14 protein-coding genes and 1 tRNA gene are annotated in these 20,294 nt (G+C 62.6%); 10 read left to right on the forward strand and 5 right to left on the reverse strand.

Annotation, left to right across the window (positions count from 1 at the left end; genetic code table 11):
* The coding region (locus ACTHNE_RS02335; RefSeq protein ID WP_440268495.1) for a hypothetical protein at positions 1 to 623 on the reverse strand (623 nt) is incomplete at its 3' end.
* Positions 624 to 801: 178 nt separating this feature from the next.
* Entirely contained in the window at positions 802 to 1,812 is a 1,011-nt protein-coding gene (locus ACTHNE_RS02340; RefSeq protein WP_324941305.1) for an NAD-dependent epimerase, read from the reverse strand.
* A gap of 258 nt (positions 1,813 to 2,070) precedes the next feature.
* Between ACTHNE_RS02340 and thrS the strand changes: the two genes are divergently transcribed.
* From thrS to ACTHNE_RS02390, 10 genes are all read left to right on the forward strand, one after another.
* Positions 2,071 to 3,972: a threonine--tRNA ligase gene (gene thrS / locus ACTHNE_RS02345; protein ID WP_324941308.1), complete on the forward strand. Its 1,902-nt coding sequence runs from the start codon at positions 2,071 to 2,073 to the stop codon at positions 3,970 to 3,972.
* A gap of 42 nt (positions 3,973 to 4,014) precedes the next feature.
* The gene (gene infC, locus ACTHNE_RS02350) at positions 4,015 to 4,539 is read left to right on the forward strand and encodes a translation initiation factor IF-3 (protein WP_324941329.1); all 525 of its coding nucleotides are present in this window, start codon (positions 4,015 to 4,017) and stop codon (positions 4,537 to 4,539) included.
* A gap of 329 nt (positions 4,540 to 4,868) precedes the next feature.
* Positions 4,869 to 5,066 (forward strand): 50S ribosomal protein L35, encoded by a 198-nt coding sequence (gene rpmI / locus ACTHNE_RS02355; RefSeq protein ID WP_019467379.1) that lies wholly within the window; start codon positions 4,869 to 4,871, stop codon positions 5,064 to 5,066.
* A 16-nt stretch (positions 5,067 to 5,082) separates the two neighbouring features.
* Positions 5,083 to 5,442: a 50S ribosomal protein L20 gene (rplT, locus tag ACTHNE_RS02360; RefSeq protein ID WP_128898432.1), complete on the forward strand. Its 360-nt coding sequence runs from the start codon at positions 5,083 to 5,085 to the stop codon at positions 5,440 to 5,442.
* Between the two features lie 291 nt (positions 5,443 to 5,733).
* A complete protein-coding gene (pheS, locus tag ACTHNE_RS02365; RefSeq protein WP_440268500.1) occupies positions 5,734 to 6,729 on the forward strand; it encodes a phenylalanine--tRNA ligase subunit alpha in 996 nt (331 codons plus the stop codon).
* A gap of 22 nt (positions 6,730 to 6,751) precedes the next feature.
* Positions 6,752 to 9,130 (forward strand): phenylalanine--tRNA ligase subunit beta, encoded by a 2,379-nt coding sequence (gene pheT, locus ACTHNE_RS02370; RefSeq protein WP_440268496.1) that lies wholly within the window; start codon positions 6,752 to 6,754, stop codon positions 9,128 to 9,130.
* 1 nt (position 9,131) lies between these two features.
* Positions 9,132 to 9,434 carry an integration host factor subunit alpha gene (gene ihfA / locus ACTHNE_RS02375; protein ID WP_115477488.1) on the forward strand — a complete coding sequence of 101 codons (303 nt, stop codon included), beginning with the start codon at positions 9,132 to 9,134 and terminating at the stop codon, positions 9,432 to 9,434.
* Positions 9,415 to 9,771: a MerR family transcriptional regulator gene (locus ACTHNE_RS02380; RefSeq protein WP_324946493.1), complete on the forward strand. Its 357-nt coding sequence runs from the start codon at positions 9,415 to 9,417 to the stop codon at positions 9,769 to 9,771. Before ihfA ends, ACTHNE_RS02380 begins: the two co-directional genes overlap by 20 nt.
* A gap of 59 nt (positions 9,772 to 9,830) precedes the next feature.
* Positions 9,831 to 9,907: transfer RNA gene (locus tag ACTHNE_RS02385), tRNA-Pro, on the forward strand.
* Between the two features lie 84 nt (positions 9,908 to 9,991).
* Positions 9,992 to 10,621, forward strand: a complete 630-nt coding sequence (locus ACTHNE_RS02390; protein ID WP_324946495.1) for a hypothetical protein — start codon at positions 9,992 to 9,994, stop codon at positions 10,619 to 10,621.
* Between the two features lie 64 nt (positions 10,622 to 10,685).
* Here the strand turns inward: ACTHNE_RS02390 and pbpC are convergent, their stop codons facing one another.
* The 3 genes from pbpC to serA form a co-directional block, all read right to left on the reverse strand.
* Positions 10,686 to 13,064, reverse strand: a complete 2,379-nt coding sequence (pbpC, locus tag ACTHNE_RS02395; protein ID WP_440268497.1) for a penicillin-binding protein 1C — start codon at positions 13,062 to 13,064, stop codon at positions 10,686 to 10,688.
* A gap of 396 nt (positions 13,065 to 13,460) precedes the next feature.
* Complete coding sequence (locus tag ACTHNE_RS02400; RefSeq protein WP_440268498.1) at positions 13,461 to 18,443, reverse strand: MG2 domain-containing protein; 4,983 nt, start codon at positions 18,441 to 18,443, stop codon at positions 13,461 to 13,463.
* 511 nt (positions 18,444 to 18,954) lie between these two features.
* On the reverse strand, positions 18,955 to 20,187 hold the full coding sequence (gene serA, locus ACTHNE_RS02405; RefSeq protein ID WP_440268499.1) for a phosphoglycerate dehydrogenase: 1,233 nt from the start codon (positions 20,185 to 20,187) through the stop codon (positions 18,955 to 18,957).
* Positions 20,188 to 20,294: the final 107 nt, after the last annotated feature.

The following is a 20,294-nucleotide window of genomic DNA, read 5'->3' on the forward strand; positions in this document are numbered from 1 at the left end:
CCTACGCCAGGTTTCATCCATGGCAATTTAACAACGTCCATGAAATATTTGCCCTGCTCCTTGATGGCGGATGGGTCTTGATCCGGGGCAATGGCATCGAAGGAGACGCTCTTGGCGTAACTTTCCTGCATGAACCCCTGCACACCGACCAATGATTTGAGGTTGTCGAACAAGGAGGAAAGCTTGGTGGTTCCAAAGCAAAGATATTTGAGCTTGATACCGCGAAAGTATCCGTCGACAAGATCGCCAGATTTTAAGGCGATCATGAAAAATACGCTGATGATCTTGAAACCGCCTTGTTGGTCGTGGTCATTGTTTTCAATTGGCGGCGCCACATTCCAGCCACTGGGTAGCGGAATGGGTAGGTCCTTCAATAAAAAAACATCTTTTGCCTCGGTGCCATCCATGCGAAAAATGGCATCTCCCTGCTCTCCATCGCTTAGACTCGGATGCGGATATAACGTTATGAAGTGATGACAATTTTTCGATTTCGCGAGTGAGAGTTCAATGCGGTCTGTAATATTGGAATAGTCTGCTTTTTTTTCGAGTCTGTAGGGTGGGGCTCCACCGAAGGCTTGATCGCTGGTTAGCCTAAACAGAGTGCCAGAAAAAAAGGTGGTCATCGTTCACCTCCTTGAGACGGCTCGTGCTTAACGAATAAATTTTATTGCTTAAACAGCGATCTTTTCCGCAAGATGATTTTATCAGCTAGCTTGCATACCCTGCGCGCCGCAAAAAATTTGCTGCATGTATTGTCAAATTTTTGTGAGTGCGCGCATTTCCGTCTATTTGGGTTTAGGCCTAGCCCAGCCGGTGATACTCGCGGTACCACCGCACAAACTTCGCCACCCCTTCCTCGATCGAGGTATTCGGCGCATATCCCACGTCGCGCCGCAGCGCGGACACATCCGCCCAGGTGTCCGGCACGTCGCCCGGCTGCATCGGCAGCAGACGCTTTTCCACCGTGCGGCCCAGGTTCTGCTCCATCAACTCGATGAAGTGCATCAACGGCACGGGCTGGTCGTTGCCGATGTTGTAGACGCGATAGGGTGCATTCGAGGCGCCGGGGTTGGGTTGCGTGGGGTCGTAGTTCAGGTCGGGCTCGGCGACGTGATCCATGGTGCGGATCACGCCTTCGACGATGTCATCGACATAGGTGAAATCGCGGCTGTGGTTGCCGTAATTGAACACGTCGATCGGTTCGCCGCGTACGATGCGGTCGGCGAACAGCATGGGCGACATGTCCGGGCGTCCCCATGGCCCATACACGGTGAAGAAGCGCAGGCCGGTGGTGGGCAGGCCATACAGATGGCTGTACGTGTGCGCCATCAGTTCGTTGGCTTTCTTGGTGGCGGCGTACAGGCTTACCGGATGATCGACGGCGTCTTCCACCGCGAACGGCAGCTTGCGGTTGGCGCCGTAGACGGAACTGGACGATGCGTAGACCAGATGCTTCACCTGATGGTGGCGGCAAGCTTCCAGGATGTTGATGAAGCCCACCAGATTGCTTTGCGCGTAGGCCTGCGGGTTCTTCAGCGAATAACGCACGCCGGCCTGGGCGGCGAGATTCACCACGCGCTGTGGTTGAAATTCATGGAAGGCGCGGTTCAGCGCCTGGGCATCGGCGAGATCCGCGCGCAAGTGCGTATAGCTCGCATGCGTTGCGAAGCGGGCCAGCCGTGCTTCCTTCAGGGACGGGTCGTAGTAGTCGTTGTGGTTATCGATGCCATAGACCTGATCGCCCCGGGCCAGCAAACGTTCCGCAAGGGCCGCCCCAATAAAGCCAGCCGTGCCGGTGACGAGTACGCGCATCGTAGATTTCCTTGGATTTCGGTGATCAGGGGCGACGGAGCGGCATTGTAGTGGCTGGCTGGTGATTGCTGGATTGACATAGTCGACGCGCTAAACTAGCGTCCGTTTCCCAACTCTTCAGAGGACAAGGTGGCCCGCGCCCTGCGCCGGTCGAGCGTGCGACATGTCAACTACCAGCCTCCAACGCTGATTCTCGCCACGCCTGTCCTTTGAAAGAGGCGCCGGTGGCGCCTTTTCTGTTTTTCGAGATACCGACCCATGATCGAAATCACGCTACCCGACGGCAGCAAGCGCCCCTTTGACCATCCCGTCACCGTGCAGGACGTGGCCGCCTCCATCGGCGCCGGCCTGGCCAAGGCCACGCTGGCCGGAAAAGTGGATGGCAAGCTGGTGGACGCCAGTTTCACGATCGGCCACGACGCCAGCCTGGAAATCGTTACCGAGAAAAGCCCGGAGGCGCTGGAGATTTTGCGCCACTCCACGGCGCACCTGTTGGCCCAGGCCGTACAGCGACTGTTCCCGGGCGCGCAGGTGACGATCGGTCCGGTAATCGATAACGGGTTCTATTACGACTTCGCTTATGAGCGCCCCTTTACGCCCGACGATCTGACCAAGATCGAAGCCGAAATGGAAAAGATCGTGAAGGAAGGGCTGCCCGTCACGCGCAGCGTGAAGTCGCGCGATGACGCTATCACGTTCTTCCGCGGCCTCGGCGAGGCCTACAAGGCCGAGATCATCGAAAGCATTCCTTCCAACGAAGAACTCTCCCTGTATACGCAAGGTGAGTTCACCGACCTGTGCCGCGGCCCGCACGTGCCCAACACCGGCAAGCTGCGCGCGTTCAAGCTGATGAAGGTGGCCGGTGCGTACTGGCGCGGCGATTCCAACAACGCGATGCTTACGCGTATCTATGGCACGGCCTGGTTGAACGACAAGGACCTGAAGGCCTACCTGCATCAGCTCGAAGAGGCCGAGAAGCGCGACCATCGCAAGATCGGCAAGGCGCTGGATCTGTTCCACCAGCAGGAAGAAGCGCCCGGCATGGTGTTCTGGCATCCCAACGGCTGGTCGATCTGGCAGACGGTGGAGCAGTACGTGCGCGGCGTGTACCGCAAGAGCGGCTACCATGAAGTGCGCGGCCCGCAGATCATGGACGTGAGCCTGTGGAAAAAGTCCGGCCACTGGGACAACTACCAGGAAAACATGTTCTTCACCGAATCGGAAAAGCGCACTTACGCGCTCAAGCCGATGAACTGCCCCGGCCATGTGCAGATCTACAACACCAGCTTGCACAGCTATCGCGACCTGCCGGTGCGCTACGGCGAGTTCGGCGGCTGCCACCGCAACGAGCCGTCGGGCGCCCTGCACGGCATCATGCGCGTGCGCGCCTTCACCCAGGACGACGGTCACATCTTCTGCACGGAAGAGCAGATTGAATCGGAGGTTACTGCGTTCCACAGCCAAGCCATGAAGGTGTACGCCGATTTCGGCTTCGAGGACATCGCGCTGAAGATCGCCCTGCGCCCGGACAAGCGCATCGGCGGCGACCAGGTGTGGGATCGCGCCGAGCATGCCCTGCGCGCCGCGCTGCGCTCGGCCGGGGTGGAGTGGGAAGAGCTGCCCGGCGAGGGTGCCTTCTATGGCCCCAAGATCGAGTACCACATGAAAGACTCCATCGGTCGCGCCTGGCAGGTTGGCACGATGCAGGTGGATTTCATGATGCCCGAACGCCTGGGTGCGGAGTACGTGGACGAACATAGTCAACGGAAACATCCGGTTATGCTGCACCGGGCGATCGTGGGCTCGATGGAGCGTTTCATCGGCATCCTGATCGAGCATCATGCCGGCAATCTGCCGGCATGGCTGGCGCCGGTGCAGGCGCAGGTCTTCAGCATCACCGACGCGCAGTCCGACTATGTCCGGCAGGTCACGCAAACCCTTGTCGATAAAGGCTTCCGCGTAAAGGCGGATTTGCGCAACGAAAAGGTCGGCTATAAAATCCGCGAACATACGCTTCAGAAAGTGCCCTACCTGCTTGTGGTCGGCGATCGCGAAAAGGAATCGGGGGCTGTTTCTGTGCGTACCCGTTCGGGCGAAGACTTAGGCAGCATGCCGCTGGCCAGCTTCATCGAACGACTGGAGGCCGAGACGCGGCGCTGATGCCGCGTTGGCCGAATTCAACATCTTCTGGAGGATAGTGGTATCGCCACCACAGAAACTAAGGGCAACCGTCGCAACCATGAGATCCGCGTACCGCGTGTGCGTGTGATCGGCCCGGATTCCGAACAGCTCGGCATCCTAACCCGCGACGAGGCGCTGCGTGCCGCCGAGGAAGCGGGGCTCGATCTGGTCGAGATTCAGCCGAATGGCGATCCGCCGGTCTGCCGCATCATGGACTACGGCAAGTTCAAGTTCGAAGCCCAGAAGAAGGCCCAGGCCGCCAAGAAGAAGCAGAAGCAGGTCGAGATCAAGGAAGTGAAGTTCCGTCCGGTGACGGACGTGGGCGACTACCAGATCAAGCTGCGCAACATGCTTCGCTTCCTGGAAGAGGGCGACAAGGTCAAGGTCACCATCCGCTTCCGCGGCCGCGAGATGTCTCACCAGGATCTTGGCCAGGAACTGGCCAAGCGCATCCAGGAAGACGTCGGCGAGAACGGCGTGATCGAGTCCTTCCCGCGCCTGGAAGGCCGCCAGATGGTGATGATGATCGGGCCGAAGAAGAAGTAAGCCCGCACCTTTACCTCCTCCTCTCCCCTCCGGGGAGAGGACCGAGGTGAGGGCAAATCTGGACTCAGATCCGTAGGTTGGGGTGCAAACCCCAACATCCCTTGCCCGATCGACATGCCCACGTTGGGGTTTGCACCCCAACCCTTTCCCCGGCGGGGAGAGGGAGCGGATATGAGGCTGGCGTCGGCTTTATACTTCCCGTACAATCGCCGGTTCGACCCGCAAGGAAGGGTCGTGCACCGATCCTGGCAGGACGGAAAGCGCAGTCTTGGCGACTGCCGCCAGATCAGTCAGAAACCAGGGGCCCAGCCCCATCAAGGAGCATCTCCATGCCCAAGATCAAGACCAATCGCGCGGCGGCGAAGCGTTTTCGCAAGACCGCGTCCGGCAAGTTCAAGGCCGGTCACGCCTTCAAGTCGCACATCCTGACCAAGAAGTCGACCAAGCGTAAGCGCAACCTGCGCGCCACCAACCACGTCAAGGCCTGCGACACCAAGGGTGTAGCACGCATGTTGCCGTATCTCTAAGGCGGAGGACTGAACCATGGCTCGTGTTAAGCGTGGCGTTACCGCCCGTCGTCGTCACAAGAAAATCATCGGCCGCGCCAAGGGCTACTACAACGCCCGCCGCAAGGTCTTCCGCGTAGCGAACCAGGCCGTCATCAAGGCCGGTCAGTACGCCTATATCGGCCGCAAGCAGAAGAAGCGCCAGTTCCGCGCCCTGTGGATCGTGCGTATCAATGCTGCCGCCCGTCAGTTCGGCCTGTCCTACAGCCGCCTGATCAATGGTCTGGCCAAGGCCGGTATCACCGTTGACCGCAAGGTGCTGGCTGACATCGCCGTGCACGACATCAAGGCGTTTGGGGCCATCGCAGAAAAAGCGAAGGCCAGTCTGGCGGCGTAATTTGTGCGCAAGCTTTCGGGCTTGCGCCCATCATGAATGATGGGCACAAATTAATGCGGGGAGAAGGCCTCAAGCCTTCTCCCCGTTTTGTTTTGAGCTTTGCTGGAATCACAGGACCTGCTCATTCGGGATCTCCCTTGTGACGTCATTCCCGCGAAAGCGGGAATCCATTTGCTCTGATGCAAAGGCGAAGATGGATTCCGCTTTCGCGGGAATGACGGCAAGGCAGGACGGAGTCCCATGAAGGGCAGGGGAGGCTAAATCAACATGAACCAAGCCGAGACCGCATCGATGGAAGACCTCGATACCCGCGCCACGCAGGCGCTGGCGGACATCGACAAGACCGACACGCTCGAAGCACTCGACGCGCTGCGCGTGAGCCTGCTGGGCAAGAGCGGTGTGGTCACTGCTGCATTGAAAGCGCTGGGCACACTGTCGCCAGAAGAGCGCAAAGCGCGCGGCGCCGAAGTGAACCGCCTGAAAGAGCGTCTCAACGATGCGCTCACCGCGCGCAAGCAGATGCTGGAACAGGCCGAACTCGACCGCCGCCTTGCTTCCGAAAAGCTCGACATCAGCATGCCCGGCCGCGACGGCGAACGCGGCGGCATCCATCCGATCACCCGTGCGCTGGAACGCATCGCCGCGATCTTCGCGCGCCTCGGTTACCAACGCGCCGACGGTCCGGAAATCGAGGACGACTGGCACAACTTCGAAGCGCTGAATTTCCCGCCGCACCATCCGGCGCGCGCGATGCACGACACCTTCTATTTCGGCGACGGCCGCCTGCTGCGCACGCATACCTCGCCGGTGCAGATCCGCTCGATGATCGGACGCCAGCCGCCGATCCGCGTGATTGCGCCCGGCAAGGTGTACCGCAGCGATTCGGATCAGACGCACTCGCCGATGTTCCATCAGATCGAAGGCCTGCTGGTGGACGAAACCTCCAGTTTCGCCGACCTCAAAGGCACGCTGGCCGAATTCATCCGCGCGTTTTTCGAGCGCGATTTCGAAATGCGCTTCCGCCCCAGCTACTTCCCCTTCACCGAACCCTCGGCTGAAGTGGATATCCGCTGGGATGCTGAAGACGGCAGTACGCGCTGGCTGGAAGTGCTCGGCTGCGGCATGGTGCATCCGAACGTGCTGAAGAACTGCGGCATCGACCCGGAACGCTACACCGGCTTCGCCTTCGGCCTTGGCGTGGAGCGTTTCGCCATGCTGCGTTATGGCGTGTCGGATTTGCGCGCGTTCTTCGAGAACGATCTGCGTTTCCTCAAGCAATTCGCCTGATTCGCGTCTTAGGAACCAAGCAATGAAATTCTCCGAAAACTGGCTGTGCGAGCTGGTCGAGATCAAGGCGGATCGCGCCGCACTGGCGCACGCGCTGACCATGGCCGGGCTGGAAGTGGAAGAGCTCACCCCGCTGGGCGAGCAGCTCGGCGACGTGGTGGTGGCCGAAATCGTCGCTGCGGAAAAACATCCGGAAGCCGATCGCCTGCAGGTGTGCAAGGTCGACGCTGGCACCGGCGAGCTGCTGCAGATCGTATGCGGTGCGCCGAATGCCCGCGTCGGCATCAAGGTGCCGCTGGCGACGGTCGGCGCAGCGCTGCCTGGCGGCATCCACATCAAGGCGGCGAAGCTGCGCGGCGTGGAATCGTTCGGCATGCTGTGCTCGGCGAAAGAACTGGGCATCGACAACGACGCCTCCGGCCTGCTGGAGCTGCCGCTGGATGCGCCGGTCGGCCAATCGCTTGCAACCTATCTCGGCCTGCCTGATGCAAGCATCGAACTGAAGCTCACGCCGAATCGTCCGGATTGCCTGGGCCTGGTCGGCTTGGCGCATGACGTGGCCGCCTTGTTCGGCAGCCATGTCAAAGCGCCGGCACAAGCCGAAACACCGGTAACCAGCGCCGCCCACCGTGGCATTCGCCTGGAAGCTGGCAAGGATGCGCCGCGCTATCTCGGCCGCATCATCGAAGGCATCGATCCGGCCGCGCGCACGCCGTTGTGGCTGGCCGAGCGCCTGCGCCGCGCCGGCCTGCGTCCGATCAGTGCCGTGGTCGACGTCACCAACTACGTAATGCTGGAACTCGGCCAGCCGATGCATGCGTTCGACAACGACAAGCTCGACGGCGACATCGTGGTGCGCCATGCACGCGATGGCGAAACGCTGAAGTTGCTCGATGGTTCCGAAGTGACGCTCGACCGCGGCTTCGTGCTGATCGCCGATCAGCAGAACGCGCTGGCCGTAGCGGGCGTGATGGGTGGCTACGATTCGCGCGTCACCGACGCCACGCACAACATCTTCCTGGAATCGGCGCACTTTGCGCCGGCGGCGATCATGGGCCGCGCGCGCAAGCTCGGCATGCACACGGATGCCTCGCACCGCTTCGAGCGCGGCGTCGATCCGGAACTGCCGCGCCGCGCGCTGGAACGCGCCAGCGAATTGCTGCTGGCGATCGCCGGCGGCAAGGCCGGGCCGGTGCTGGTGGCCGAAAACCCTGCCGATCTGCCCAAGCCTGCCACCGTCACGCTGCGGCGTGCGCGCCTGAAGCGCGTGCTGGGCGTGGAGGTGGCCGACGCCGAAGTGGCGCGCATCTTCACCGCGCTCGGCATGCAGGTGGACGCCACCGGTGAAGGTTGGCGGATCACCGCACCCAGCAGCCGCTTCGACATCGAGCTGGAAGAAGACCTGGTCGAGGAAGTGGCGCGCATCTACGGCTACGACAGCATTCCCACTCACACGCCGGAAGGCGCGCTGGCGCTGGCGACCGAGCCGGAGGCGCGCCTTGACGAGCTGGCCGTGCGCGAACAGCTCGCCGCGCGCGAGTACTACGAAGCGGTGAACCTCGCCTTCGTCAGCCAGGCCTTGCTGGAGAAGTGGGGTTTCACCGAAAACCTGGTGCCGCTCGCCAACCCGCTATCGGCCGATCTGGCGGTGATGCGTCCGTCGCTGCTGCCTGGGCTGATCGAAGCACTGTCCTACAACCGCGCGCGCCAGCAGGATCGGGTGCGCCTGTTCGAGATGGGGCGCGTCTTCGCGGCCGGCGATCCGCCGCTGGAAACGCCCAGCCTTGCCATGGTCGCCAGCGGCAGCGCCCACGCCGAGCAATGGGGTGAAGCTGCGCGGCCGCTGGATTTCTTCGACCTCAAGGGTGATCTGGACGCCCTGATCGCCTGGGGCGGCGAGCCGCAGCGCTGGGCCGTGCATGCCGACGGCCTGCCGGGCTGGCTGCATCCCGGCCGGGCCGCTCGTGTCGCCCGTGATGGCAAGACGGTCGGCTACCTCGGCGCCTTGCACCCGCGCCTGGCCAAGGCGCTGGACCTGGGCTCCGACGTGCACGTGCTCGAACTGGCGCTGGAACCCCTGCTGGCCCGCCGCCTGCCGAAGGCGCAGCCGGTAGCGCGCTTCCCGGGCGTGCGCCGCGACATCGCCGTTGACGTACCTGAACAGGTAAGCTGGTCACAGATCGAGCAGGCCGTTCGCGCCACCCTGGGCACAACCCTGGCAGACCTGCGGCTGTTTGATCGCTACAGCGGGAAAGGGGTCGAAGCGGGCCGAAAGAGTCTCGCTATGGGCTTGATTTTGCAGGACGCTTCACGCACCCTTACCGATGACGACGCGGACAACTGCGTGCGCAAAGCGGTGTCGGCGTTGGAGGCTGCATGCGAGGCGAAATTGCGAGGGTGAGATGGCGGCGCTGACAAAGGCGGAGATGGCAGAGCGCCTCTTCCTCGAGGTGGGCCTTAACAAACGTGAAGCCAAAGAGTTCGTGGACGCCTATTTCGAGGTCGTCCGCGAGGCTTTGGAAAGGGGCGAGCAGGTGAAGCTGTCCGGCTTCGGCAACTTCGACCTGCGGCAGAAGAACCAGCGACCCGGACGCAATCCCAAGACGGGCGAAGAGATTCCCATCTCCGCCCGCCGTGTGGTGACGTTCCGGCCAGGACAGAAACTCAAGGTAAGAGTCGAGGGCTATGCTGGATCAGGGGAATAACACCGAGCTGCCCGCCATCCCGGCCAAGCGCTACTTCACCATCGGTGAGGTCAGCGAGCTGTGCGGGGTGAAGCCCCATGTGCTGCGCTACTGGGAGCAGGAGTTTCCTGCACTCAACCCGGTCAAGCGCCGCGGCAACCGCCGCTATTACCAGCGCCACGACGTGCTGATGATCCGGCAGATCCGCTCGCTGCTGTACGACGAAGGCTTCACCATCACCGGCGCCCGCGCGCGCCTGGAAGGCCCGCAGGCCCGGATGGAAGCGAGCATGTCGCACCAGATCGTGCGCCAGGTGCGCATGGAGCTGGAAGAAGTACTGGTGCTGCTGCGTCGCTGAGCACACCTACCGGCACCCCTGCCGGTACTGCTACAATTTCTTTTCTTTGCTGGATCAGTCGGGGCGTAGCGCAGCCTGGTAGCGCATTTGCCTGGGGGGCAAAGGGTCGTCGGTTCGAATCCGGCCGCCCCGACCAATTCGCAAAACGTATGAACGGCGCCTTGGGCGCCGTTTTTTGTTTCCGGCTAGTCTCCGTGCCAGTAAACCAGGAGCTGGCGTCATGTCGTCGAACAGCTGCCACCCGAATGCCCCGCACGAGAAGCTGAAAGCGCCCGACTGGTACATCTCTTCGCGGATGTTGGATCGCGCACTCGACGCGATCCTGCGGCGGATAAAAAAGCTCGATCGCAAACACGATATTCCCTATCTGGCCGGCTACAGCCAGGACGGCAAGACCATCTACATCGATCGCCACCTGCCCAAGTCCTTTACATATCGAGGCCGTACCGTCGAGGTGGATCGTTTTCTGATCCTGCATGAGGAAGTGGAGAAAACCCTGATCGACCAGCTCGGCCTGCACTACCTGCACGCGCACCAGATCGCCACGCGCGCCGAGGAAGCTGCCGTGCACGCGCAGCGCATCACCTGGAAGGCTTACGACCGTTTCATGCAGGAATACGTGAAACAGATCGGTGATGAACGTCTGCAGAAAGTGCCGGCCGACCTTGACCTGAAACCGTATCGTGATTACCACGACTACGATTTGCTGCTGCGGATGGAAAAGCATCTTGCACGCGACAAAGTGCCTGCTGGCGTAAAGAAAGCGGAGTTGAAAAATTACGCTTCCGCATTTCGCGAAGAACTACGCGTGCGCGAGCGGCATGCTGCATCCAGTGATGGCGCCAGGTAAGACAAGTCCACGCGCAAAAGAACAGTGATAGCGAAGACACATGGGTCACGTGGCTTTGACCGCGTCATACGCTATCCACGTGCACCAGCAATTGCGCAAACGCGCCGTCTTGCGCCAAGGCGGTGATCCGGTGATCGCCCGCCTTAAGCAGATTCACATGCATGCTTGCGCCGCCCTCGCTGCTTCCCTGCAAGCGGCCATCCAGCAGCCATTGCACTTCGCCGGTGGCGCCCAGCGCCTGCAAGGTCACGCGCAATGGCTGCGTGCTGTTCGGCGCTTGACGCAAGCGCGCACCTTGGCCAATTCCGGCGATGCGGATGGGGCTGGCTACGTCGAGCGAATCCGGCGCGCAACCAGGCGCGAGGGGTGGCAACGCAGCCTGCGCCGCGTCGTCCGCGCTCAGCCATGGTGTCGCCAGGGCAGGCCAGCGTGCGATCTGGATGCTGCGTTCGTCTTTGGCATGACAGGTGCCGCTTAGGCGCCGCCCTTTCGCGTCGAGGCGCAAGCGGATCAATCCGGCCGACCATGCAGTGATGTCGCGTTCGGCGAAGGTGGGTGGCACTGCCCCATCTAGCGTCCAAGCCTTGCGCCGCTGGCGGCATAAGGCCGCTGGGGTATTTACAGCGGCGCCACCCAATGGCCAGCAGATGTCGACCTGGCGCACGCTAGCCGGCTGTGCTGCGTGCACGTGATGGCGATCGTTCGGCAGCATGTCCGCCACTGCGAACATCAGCGGCAGCGAGGTCACCGCACCGTACTGCCCCGGTGATGGTGTGCCATCGGGCCGGCCGATCCACACGCCCACCGTCCAGGCGTCGGTGACGCCGATCGCCCAGGCATCGCGATACCCGTAGCTGGTGCCGGTCTTCCAGGCGACCGCATCGTGTCGGCTGACCGTGCCTTCCAGCGGCGCGCCTTCCACGCCGGCGGGATTGGTGGAAAGAATGTTGCGGATGATCCACGCGGCGCCCGGCGACAGCAGGCGACGGGTTTGCTGCGGTTGTTCCGCCAGATAGCGCGGTGCTCCCGCCACGCCGCCGTTGGCGAACGCGGTATAGGCGCCGACCAGATTTTCCAGCCGCGTCGACGCGCCGCCCAGAATGATGGACAGATTAGGCTGCGCTCCCGACGGCAAGCCAAGATCGACGCCGCCATTGGCCAGTCGCGCGACGAAACGGTTCGGCCCGACATGATCGAGCACGTCCACCGCCGGCACATTGAGCGAGCGCTGCAATGCTTCGGCCACACTGACCGGGCCGTTGAAGCTGTCGTCGAAGTTGGAAGGCTTGTAACCGCCGAAATCCTGCGGCGCGTCCACCAGCAGGCTTTGCGATGTGATCAGTCCATCATCGAGCGCAAGCCCATACAAAAACGGCTTGAGCGTGGAGCCGGGCGAACGCGGTGCGCGCACCATGTCGACGTGGCCCAGCCGCAGCGGATCGGCGAAGGCCGCAGTGCCCACGTATACGCGCGCTTCGAGCGTGGCGTTATCCACGACCAGCACCGCAGCGGACGTACGCGGCGGCAGGCGCGAAAGGTAGTCGCTGACGCGATCTTCCACCGCGCGCTGCAGGTTTGCGTCGATGGTGGTGACGATGCGTCGTGCCTGCGGCTGCTGCTGATGCAGGCGCTCGGCCAGCAACGCGGCATCCAGCGGTGCGCGCAGCGAGCGCGCCACCACCGGTTCGATTTCCGCGTCGTGCAGTTGCGCACTGCTCCACAGGCCTTCATCGCGCATGCGCGTAAGCACTTTGTCGCGGGCGCGTCGTGCAGCATCCGGATGGCGATCGGGGCGTAGCAGGCTCGGCGATTGTGGCAGCACGGCAAGCAAGGCGGCTTCGGCATGCGAGAGCCGGCTGGCCGGTTCGCCCAGGTACGCCCACGACGCTGCTTCCACGCCTTCGATGGGGCCGCCGAACGGCGCGTGGTTGAGATAGAGATCAAGGATCTGTGCCTTGCTCAGATGCGCTTCCAGTTGCAGCGCACGGAAGATTTGCACCAGCTTGCCGGCGAAGGTGTGTGGAATCGGCGAGATGACGCGTGCCACCTGCATGGTCAGTGTCGAGCCGCCCGAGATCACGCGGCCGTGCCGCAACGCGCCGAACGCACCGCGCAGCAGAGCATAAGGATTCACGCCGGGATGCCGATAGAACCAGCGGTCTTCATAAGTGAGCAAGGCTTGCAGGTAAAGCGGCGAAACCTGCTTGGCAGTGGTGGGGTAACGCCACACACCGTCGCTGTCGGCGAAAGCGCGCAGCGGCGTGCCGTCGCGGGCGAGCACCACGGTGCTGCCGGTGTCGGGCGCGGGCAGATGGAGAGGGAAGAGGCGATCAAGCAGCACAGCAGTGATCGACAAGGCCGCGATAGCCAGCAGCGTTATCCGCAGCAGGCGGCGAATGCGTTGCACAACCGATTGAGGGGCTGGACGTGCCGGAATCTTCATGCTTACCGCTCTGGTCACCTAGGGCCTGTTCGCACTATTGGCGTGGCCCGCGTTGTCGTTGAGTGGCCATCAGGTGGTAGTGCGTGGCGCAGCCTTGGCTGGCTGCCAAGGCAAACCGCGCGCTAGCGCATGGTGGCCACTCAACGATAACCCGAAGGGCCGGGATCTGTTTGCCCGCCATGCCGCGTCATCGCTCAGTCGTGTACCGACGTACACTCCTTCGCTCTTCCTTGCCTGGCGCGCAAACAGATCCCGGCGCGGGCTACGCCAATAGTGCGAACAGGCCCAAGGTCGGGGTGCAAGCCCCAACGCCGAAATGCTCATGCAGCGCGATGTTGGGGTTCGCATCCGAACTTACAGGTAACCCTCTCCCTCGGAAGGAGAGGGCACCAAAGGCTACGGTTCGACCACCTTCACCTGCGTTGGCGATACCGTGCCAATGCCGCGCACTGCCGGTCGGTACATGTCCTCCACCAGTGGCGGCGGCACCGTGTACGTGCCCGGCGTCACCGCGCGCACCAGATAGAACACATGTGCTGCCTGGCCGCGTTGCAGCTTCAGTGCTGCGTCGTAGCGATCGTCGCGGTATTCCTCGTGCACGATCTCGGCGGCACCTGTGTGCTGGTCCATCTGGATGCCATCGACGACGACGCCTTCCCATTGCTCTGCGCCGCCCAGGTTGAGGTTCTCCACTTCCAGCCCGCCGGGCAGCAGATCGGTCACCAGGGCATCGGGCATGTTCATGCGTGCCTCGATGGTGAGTTCCACGATCAAGGTGTCGCCTTCCTTCAGCGTATCGCCGGTCCATGGCTTGCCGTCGGTGGTGAAGTAGCTGCGGCGCACGTCGACTTGGCTTGGATCGGCGGGCGGCGCCTTGGTGGGGATGCCGGCCACATCGAACGTGGCGAACACGGCGGCCTTGTCCTGTGGTTGCACGCTGAGGCCGCTGGCCAGTTCGGCCGGCGTGAGCATGCGCGTCCACAGGAACGTATTGGGCGGCACCGATTCGGTCTTGCCGCCGATGCTGAGCGATGCGGCAAGCGGCGCGTTGTTCGCCGCATCGAACGTATGAGCGACGCGCGCGATCGCCACCTGTTCCTGCGTGCTGAGATACGACCACGACCAATGGTAGTAAGGAATCTTCTCCTGGGTGGCACGCACATTGGCGGTGGCGTTGCGCGCCCAGTCGATCAGCTTGGTGTCGTACTCGGGCTTGTTCAAGCCGTAGGCATGCGTAAGCGCCACCATGGTCGCCAGGTCGCGCAGATCCGAACCGTAGTCGCCGACGTACCAGGGACGTTCCTTGTTCCAGGCGAACGCCTCGTCGATGGCTTTCTGTGCGCGTGTGTTGTCGCCCATCAGCTTGAGCGCGATACCCAGGTGCACGAGCGGCAGCGGCGCCACCAGTTTCTGGCGATCGTTGTCGAAGATCGCGCGCAGCGTGCCCAGCGGCGCGCGATTGACGCGGGCCAGCACGAAACCGGAATAGGCTTCGTCGGCGATGCGCAGGTGATCGTGATGCTCGTAGCTGTAGTACGGATGGCCGCCGGCGAGCAGGTCATCGCTCAGGCGTTGCAGCGCTTTTTGCAGCACGTCCTGCGGTACGGCGAAACCGGCATCGCGCGCATCCAGCATGAAATCCACCACGTAGGGCGTCATGAACGTTTCGATCGGGCTGGTGCCGCCCCAGAAGCTGAAGTGTCCGTTGCTGGTCTGGAACGAAGCGATGCGTGCGAGAGCGCTTTCCACCGCGGCCTGCCGTGCCGGATCGGGAAGGCCATCGGTGCCCAGTGCCTTGGCGGTTTTCTGATCCATGTACAGCGCGGCATAGCCCTTGCTGGTGGTCTGCTCGATGCAGCCGTAGGGATAGAGCAGCAGGCTGCGCAGCGCGGCAGCGTAGGGCAGCGGTGGAAGTGTGCTCAGCGTGAGCTGTGCACGCACGGTCGACGGAATCAGCCCGGCCATCGAGCCGTCCAGGTGCATCGGTTTGCCGCCTTCGAGTGCCATGGGCGTGCTGTTGAGTTGTTCCGGCCACGCCGGACGCACGGCGAATTCGAAATGGCGATCGACCTTGTAGTCGTTGAGTTCGGCATGGATGTCGAGCGTTGCCACGCCGGCGCCGCCCTGCGCAGCGACAGGCATCAGCAGGGTGGTGCTGCCGCCATCCTTGAGCGAAACATCGCGCGCCGCGTTCTCCACCTTGATCACGTCATTGGTTTTCACGCTGATCTTCGCGGTGCCGTCCTTGCCGGAAAGGTTCTTAAGATCCAGGCTGAGCTGCGCCTTGTCGCCGCCGGCCATCACGCGCGGCGTGCTCGGTTCCACCACCAGTGGCGCGCGCACGGTGACGTTGCCATCGGCATTGCCGAAACGATCGTCGCTATAGGCGAGCGCGGCCAGGCGCAGGCTGCCGTTGAAATCGGGCACTTGCACGTGCAGCGTCGCCTTGCCTTGCGCATCGAACGCGACCGGGCCGGCGAACAGATCCACGATCTGCACCTTCGGATTCAGGCGCGCGGCGTGCGGCAGGCCCTTGCCGCCCATGTCGCCGCCGTAGCGTAGCTTCGCATCCGCGCCGTCCATCGCTTCGATCACGCGGCTGTAAAGATCGTAGGCGTCCACGCTCAATGCGCGCTTGGCGAACATCCATGCCCACGCATCCGGCACCGGGTAGTTGGTGATGTTCAACACGCCCTGATCCACCGCGGACACGGTGACGTAGGCATGCTGGCCGGAGAGCCCCCGCGCCTGCACGGTGACATCGAGCGGATTGCCTGGTCGCATCGTGGCCGGCGCGCTCAGGCTGAGCGGAATGCGCCGGTCGTTGCGATCCATGGCGACGTGCTCGATGCCCATTGCGCGTGCGGGCGTGGTGTGCTCGGTGGCTTCGCCGCCACGAAACACCAGCGCCACCACGTATACGTCATGGCGTTCCCAATCCTTGGTGACGGGAATGTCGAATGTGGCGCCCGCCGTCGCATCGATATTGCGCGTGTAGAGCAAGTGATCCGACTCCACCAGCAGCACGCCGGGGCCGTCGTGCGGCGGCGTCACGGTGACCTTCATGGTGTCGCCGGCGCGATAGCGCGCCTTGTCCAGCGCGAGCTTCACCTTGTCCGGGCGCGCTTCCTTGCCCAGGTTTTCGTCGTCCCAGCTATAGCCGGCGAAGAACGGGAATACCGTGGTGAGCTGCGTGGCGGGGTCGTACACCTCCAGGCGATAGCCGCCCCATTGCACCGGAAAGTCGACCTGCACGCGCTGGCCGGCGGCGACGTCCACGTCCTTTTCTTCCATTAGTTGCAGCTGCACGTTGGCATTGGACTTCCAATCGTCGCCGTGCTCGTACAGCCAATAGAAATTGCGAATCTCGCGCTGCAGACGCACCTTCAGATGCGAGCCTGCCACCAGCTTGCCGTCCACATTGGCGCGCAAGATCTCGAACGAAGCACGGCCTTCGCTCTCCGCGCCCTGCTTGGGATCGAACAACGGACGCACGCCGACCAGCTCGGGCGCCGGCCAGTACACGCGATTCAATAGACGCGTCACCGCGCGGCCGCCGGTTTCGAACACGCTGCCCGAAACCGTCACGGTCAGCGGCGCTACCGGTTTCACGCCATCGGGCAAAGCGATGTCCTGCTCGAGGTGGCCTTGGGCATCGAGCTTGTCGTCCGCCACGTCGCTGGCTTCCTTCGGCAGGTCGACCAGGGGATCGCCAAAGAAAGTGTCCTGCAGGTTCGGTAGCGGATGCACTTCCGGCTTCACCATCAGCTTGGCGGTGAAGCGGTTGCCGTCGGCGGGCGCGCCGTAGAGATAGCTGGAACCTACCGCCAGCTTCAGCGGTTCGTTCGGTACCAGGCGCGCCTGTGGGCTGGAAAGATCCACCTTCAATCGTTCTGGCAGGAACTCCTCCACATGGAAGGGGAACGCCTGCACGGTTTCCTTGCTGGCCGGATCGAGGCGGAATTCGAGCTGCCACAGGCCGGTCGGGGCATCTTCGGGAATGACCTGGCTCAGTTCGAAATAGTTGAGATCCTTCGGCTCCAGCCGTGTGTCGACCAGGCTGCGCCCATCGGGCTGCTTCAGGCGCACGAACAGCGGCTGCGGCTTCATCGGCTTGCCGTCGTAATCACGCAGCAGCGCCGAAGCGTGCACGGTTTCGCCGGGGCGGTAGAGATCGCGGCCGGACCAGGCGAACACTTCGAACGGCGCTTGCCTGCGCCCGGTGATGTCGAAGTTGGACACGTCCAGCGCCGGCTTGTTGAACGGCAGTACCGAGACATCCTTGCCGTGACGCGCGATCAGCACGTCGGAGGGGGTCACTTTGTAGGCGATCAGCGCATTGCCATCGCCACCGGTGCGGGCCTTCAATTTCGCTTTGCCGCTGTCATCGTCGATTTCCACGTCCACGCCGCTGATCGGTGAGCCGTCATGCAGTGATGCGACGTGCAGCAAGGCGTTGTCGCGATACACGCGCAGATGCAGGCCGAGATCGCTGACGAAGAAGATGGCTGTGTCGTAACTACCTCTATAGGTGCCGCCTTGCTTGAGCATCGCCATGTACACTCCCGGCTGCGCGAGCTGCGGCACGTTCTGGATCGGAATGTAGGTGATGGTGCGTTCGTTCTGTGCGCCGCCCAGGGTGTAGTGATTGGCGTAGACGGAGTCGCCCATCTCGGTGATCGAGCGTTTCACCCGGTCGCCATGCTCGCAACGTTCCCAATCGTTATCGTGCTGCAACTCGTATTCGTTGCGATGCTTGTTGTTGGGATACGCGCAAAACAGATCCGACAGCGCATCGTCGTGCACGCGAAAAAATTCGATGTCCGCATCGTCCACGTTCACCGACACCAGCGGTAGGCCGCGCGTACCGCGCGCCGGCAGCACGCTGCCCATCGAGGCGAAACCGATCGCCGGGGTGAGGTTGCCGGAATAGACGTCGCGCTTCACTTCACGGGCCAGTGTGCTTCCGTCCGCCGCCATCAAGCCCGCATGCAGCAGCACGGCGTAGTGCTGGTTGGGCGATACGTAAGGGAAGCTCAGGGTCTGGCCGTCGTCCTGCAGATCCCAGCTGCCGTTGACCACTTCGCCATTCGGTCCGGTCACCGCCAGCTGCTGGTCGAATGGTTGCGCCGAGGCCAGCTTGGTATTGAAACGAAGGGTGATCGCCGTGCGCGAATCGGTGGTCTGTGAGCCGGCGGATACCAGGGCGAACGGCTGGTTGGCAGGGGCGCGCGTGGATCGATCTGTTGCCGGTGCCCCCTGCAAGGCCGGCTTGCCCTCTTCGTGATGGTTGCAGGCTGCCAGCAGCCCAACCATCGACACCATGCATAAAGCTATCAGGCCGCCGTGTAGACGGCGGCTGATCGTTGCGTGCGCCATAGAACTCTCCCTGAGTATTGGGAGAAAGTGTCGCACGCATTTGTGGCGGCGCGGAGGCGGGTGTGTGGCTGGTTGCTTTAAGGCAACACTGATCAAGTATCGCCGCCGTCATGATGTCTGGAAGGCTCGCAGGGTGCGCTGCGTGGCGCCGGGAAGACTGGCCGTCTTGCCAAGCCGCGCGGCGCAGCCTGCGGGCCTTCCAGGCATCACCCCGTCATTTACATCCAATACGTGGGGCCAGCCCTGTCTGTCCGCATGCCTTTGGCCCGCCGTCTCGACGATGCGCCAGTCTGCCTTCGCCGACGGCCCTGTGGCCTGCGAACAGACAGGGCTGGTGACGACGGCGATATTTGATCAGTGTTGCCTTAATCCGGCTGGGTGTAGCTTCCTCCCCCGTCCTCGGGGGAGGTTTGGGCGGAGCGCGAGCCTGCCATTCGGTTGGCAGGCGCGGCGAGGTCGCAGGCCCTGCTCTGATGCTCTCCACTACACACGGGATGTACTGTAAGTCTTCTCAATACAGCACGCGCGCGCGCAACGTGCCCGGAATCGCCGCCAGCTTGTCCTTCAACGAGGCCGCTTGGTGTTCGTCGGCGGAGACGTCGATCACGACGTAGCCCACATCGGGATTGGTCTGCAGGAACTGCGCGTCGACGTTCATGTTTCCGGCGGAGAACAATTCGTTGATGCGCGACAGCACGCCCGGCACGTTGCGATGGATGTGCAGCAGGCGGCGGCTGCGTGGATGCTCTGGCAGGGTGACTTCAGGGAAGTTGACCGCCGAGAGCGTGGAGCCGTTGTCGCTGTAGCGCACCAGCTTGCTGGCCACTTCGATGCCGATGTTTTCCTGCGCTTCCAGCGTGCTGCCGCCGATGTGCGGCGTGAGGATGACGTTGTCCATGCCGATCAGCGGCGAGACGAAGGGATCGTCGTTGCCTTTGGGTTCCTGCGGGAAAACGTCGATCGCCGCGCCGCCGATGTGTTCGCTGCGCAAGGCTTCGGCCAGCGCGTCGATATCGACCACGGTGCCGCGCGAGGCATTGATCAGCAATGCACCCTTGCGCATTTTGGCCAGTTCGTTTTTGCCCATCATCAGCTTGGTCGAAGGCGTTTCCGGCACGTGCAGCGTGACCACGTCGGAGCGTTCGAGCAGGTCGTTGAGATCCGCTGCCGCCCGCGCATTGCCGAGCGACAACTTCGCTTCGATGTCGTGGAAGATCACGCGCATGCCTAGGCTTTCCGCCAGCACGCCCACCTGCGTGCCGATGTGGCCGTAGCCGACGATGCCGAGCACCTTGTCGCGTACTTCGAAACTGCCGGCGGCGGATTTGGTCCAGCCGCCGCGATGGCATAGCGCGTTCTTTTGCGGAATGCCGCGCAACAGCATGATCGCTTCGGCAATCACCAGTTCGGCCACGCTGCGCGTGTTGGAATAGGGCGCATTGAATACCGGAACGCCTTGCCGCGCCGCGGCCGAAAGATCCACCTGGTTGGTGCCGATGCAATAGCAGCCCACGGCGATCAGGCGTTTGGCATGTTCCAGCACGCCGGCGGTGAGATGCGTGCGCGACCGGATGCCGATGATGTGCGCGTCGGCAATGCGCGCTTTCAGCTCCTCTTCCGGCAAGGATTTGGCGTGATATTCGATCTGGCTGTAACCGGCACGCTGGAATGTCTCCACCGCCGTGCGGCTTACGCCTTCGAGCAGCAGCACCTTGATGTCTTGCTTGGGAAACGAGGTCTTCATGATGGTCTGGCGTTTGGATGTCCAAACACTATGCCAGATTTTGTGGCGTCGCAGCACTAGACGTGGCACGCTGAGGGCCTTCCCTGCCGGAGCCGCCATGAACCCGC

The organism is Dyella sp. (assembly GCF_051954575.1).
Taxonomy (GTDB): domain Bacteria; phylum Pseudomonadota; class Gammaproteobacteria; order Xanthomonadales; family Rhodanobacteraceae; genus Dyella_B.

Coding starts and splice junctions, on each gene's coding strand:
- pbpC (WP_440268497.1), bottom strand. CDS start 13,064: ATGAAGATTCCGGCACGTCCAGCCCCTCAATCGGTTGTGCAACGCATT.
- ACTHNE_RS02390 (WP_324946495.1), top strand. CDS start 9,992: ATGTCGTCGAACAGCTGCCACCCGAATGCCCCGCACGAGAAGCTGAAA.
- ihfA (WP_115477488.1), top strand. CDS start 9,132: ATGGCGGCGCTGACAAAGGCGGAGATGGCAGAGCGCCTCTTCCTCGAG.
- serA (WP_440268499.1), bottom strand. CDS start 20,187: ATGAAGACCTCGTTTCCCAAGCAAGACATCAAGGTGCTGCTGCTCGAA.
- rplT (WP_128898432.1), top strand. CDS start 5,083: ATGGCTCGTGTTAAGCGTGGCGTTACCGCCCGTCGTCGTCACAAGAAA.
- thrS (WP_324941308.1), top strand. CDS start 2,071: ATGATCGAAATCACGCTACCCGACGGCAGCAAGCGCCCCTTTGACCAT.
- rpmI (WP_019467379.1), top strand. CDS start 4,869: ATGCCCAAGATCAAGACCAATCGCGCGGCGGCGAAGCGTTTTCGCAAG.
- ACTHNE_RS02380 (WP_324946493.1), top strand. CDS start 9,415: ATGCTGGATCAGGGGAATAACACCGAGCTGCCCGCCATCCCGGCCAAG.
- pheS (WP_440268500.1), top strand. CDS start 5,734: ATGGAAGACCTCGATACCCGCGCCACGCAGGCGCTGGCGGACATCGAC.
- pheT (WP_440268496.1), top strand. CDS start 6,752: ATGAAATTCTCCGAAAACTGGCTGTGCGAGCTGGTCGAGATCAAGGCG.
- ACTHNE_RS02400 (WP_440268498.1), bottom strand. CDS start 18,443: ATGGCGCACGCAACGATCAGCCGCCGTCTACACGGCGGCCTGATAGCT.
- ACTHNE_RS02340 (WP_324941305.1), bottom strand. CDS start 1,812: ATGCGCGTACTCGTCACCGGCACGGCTGGCTTTATTGGGGCGGCCCTT.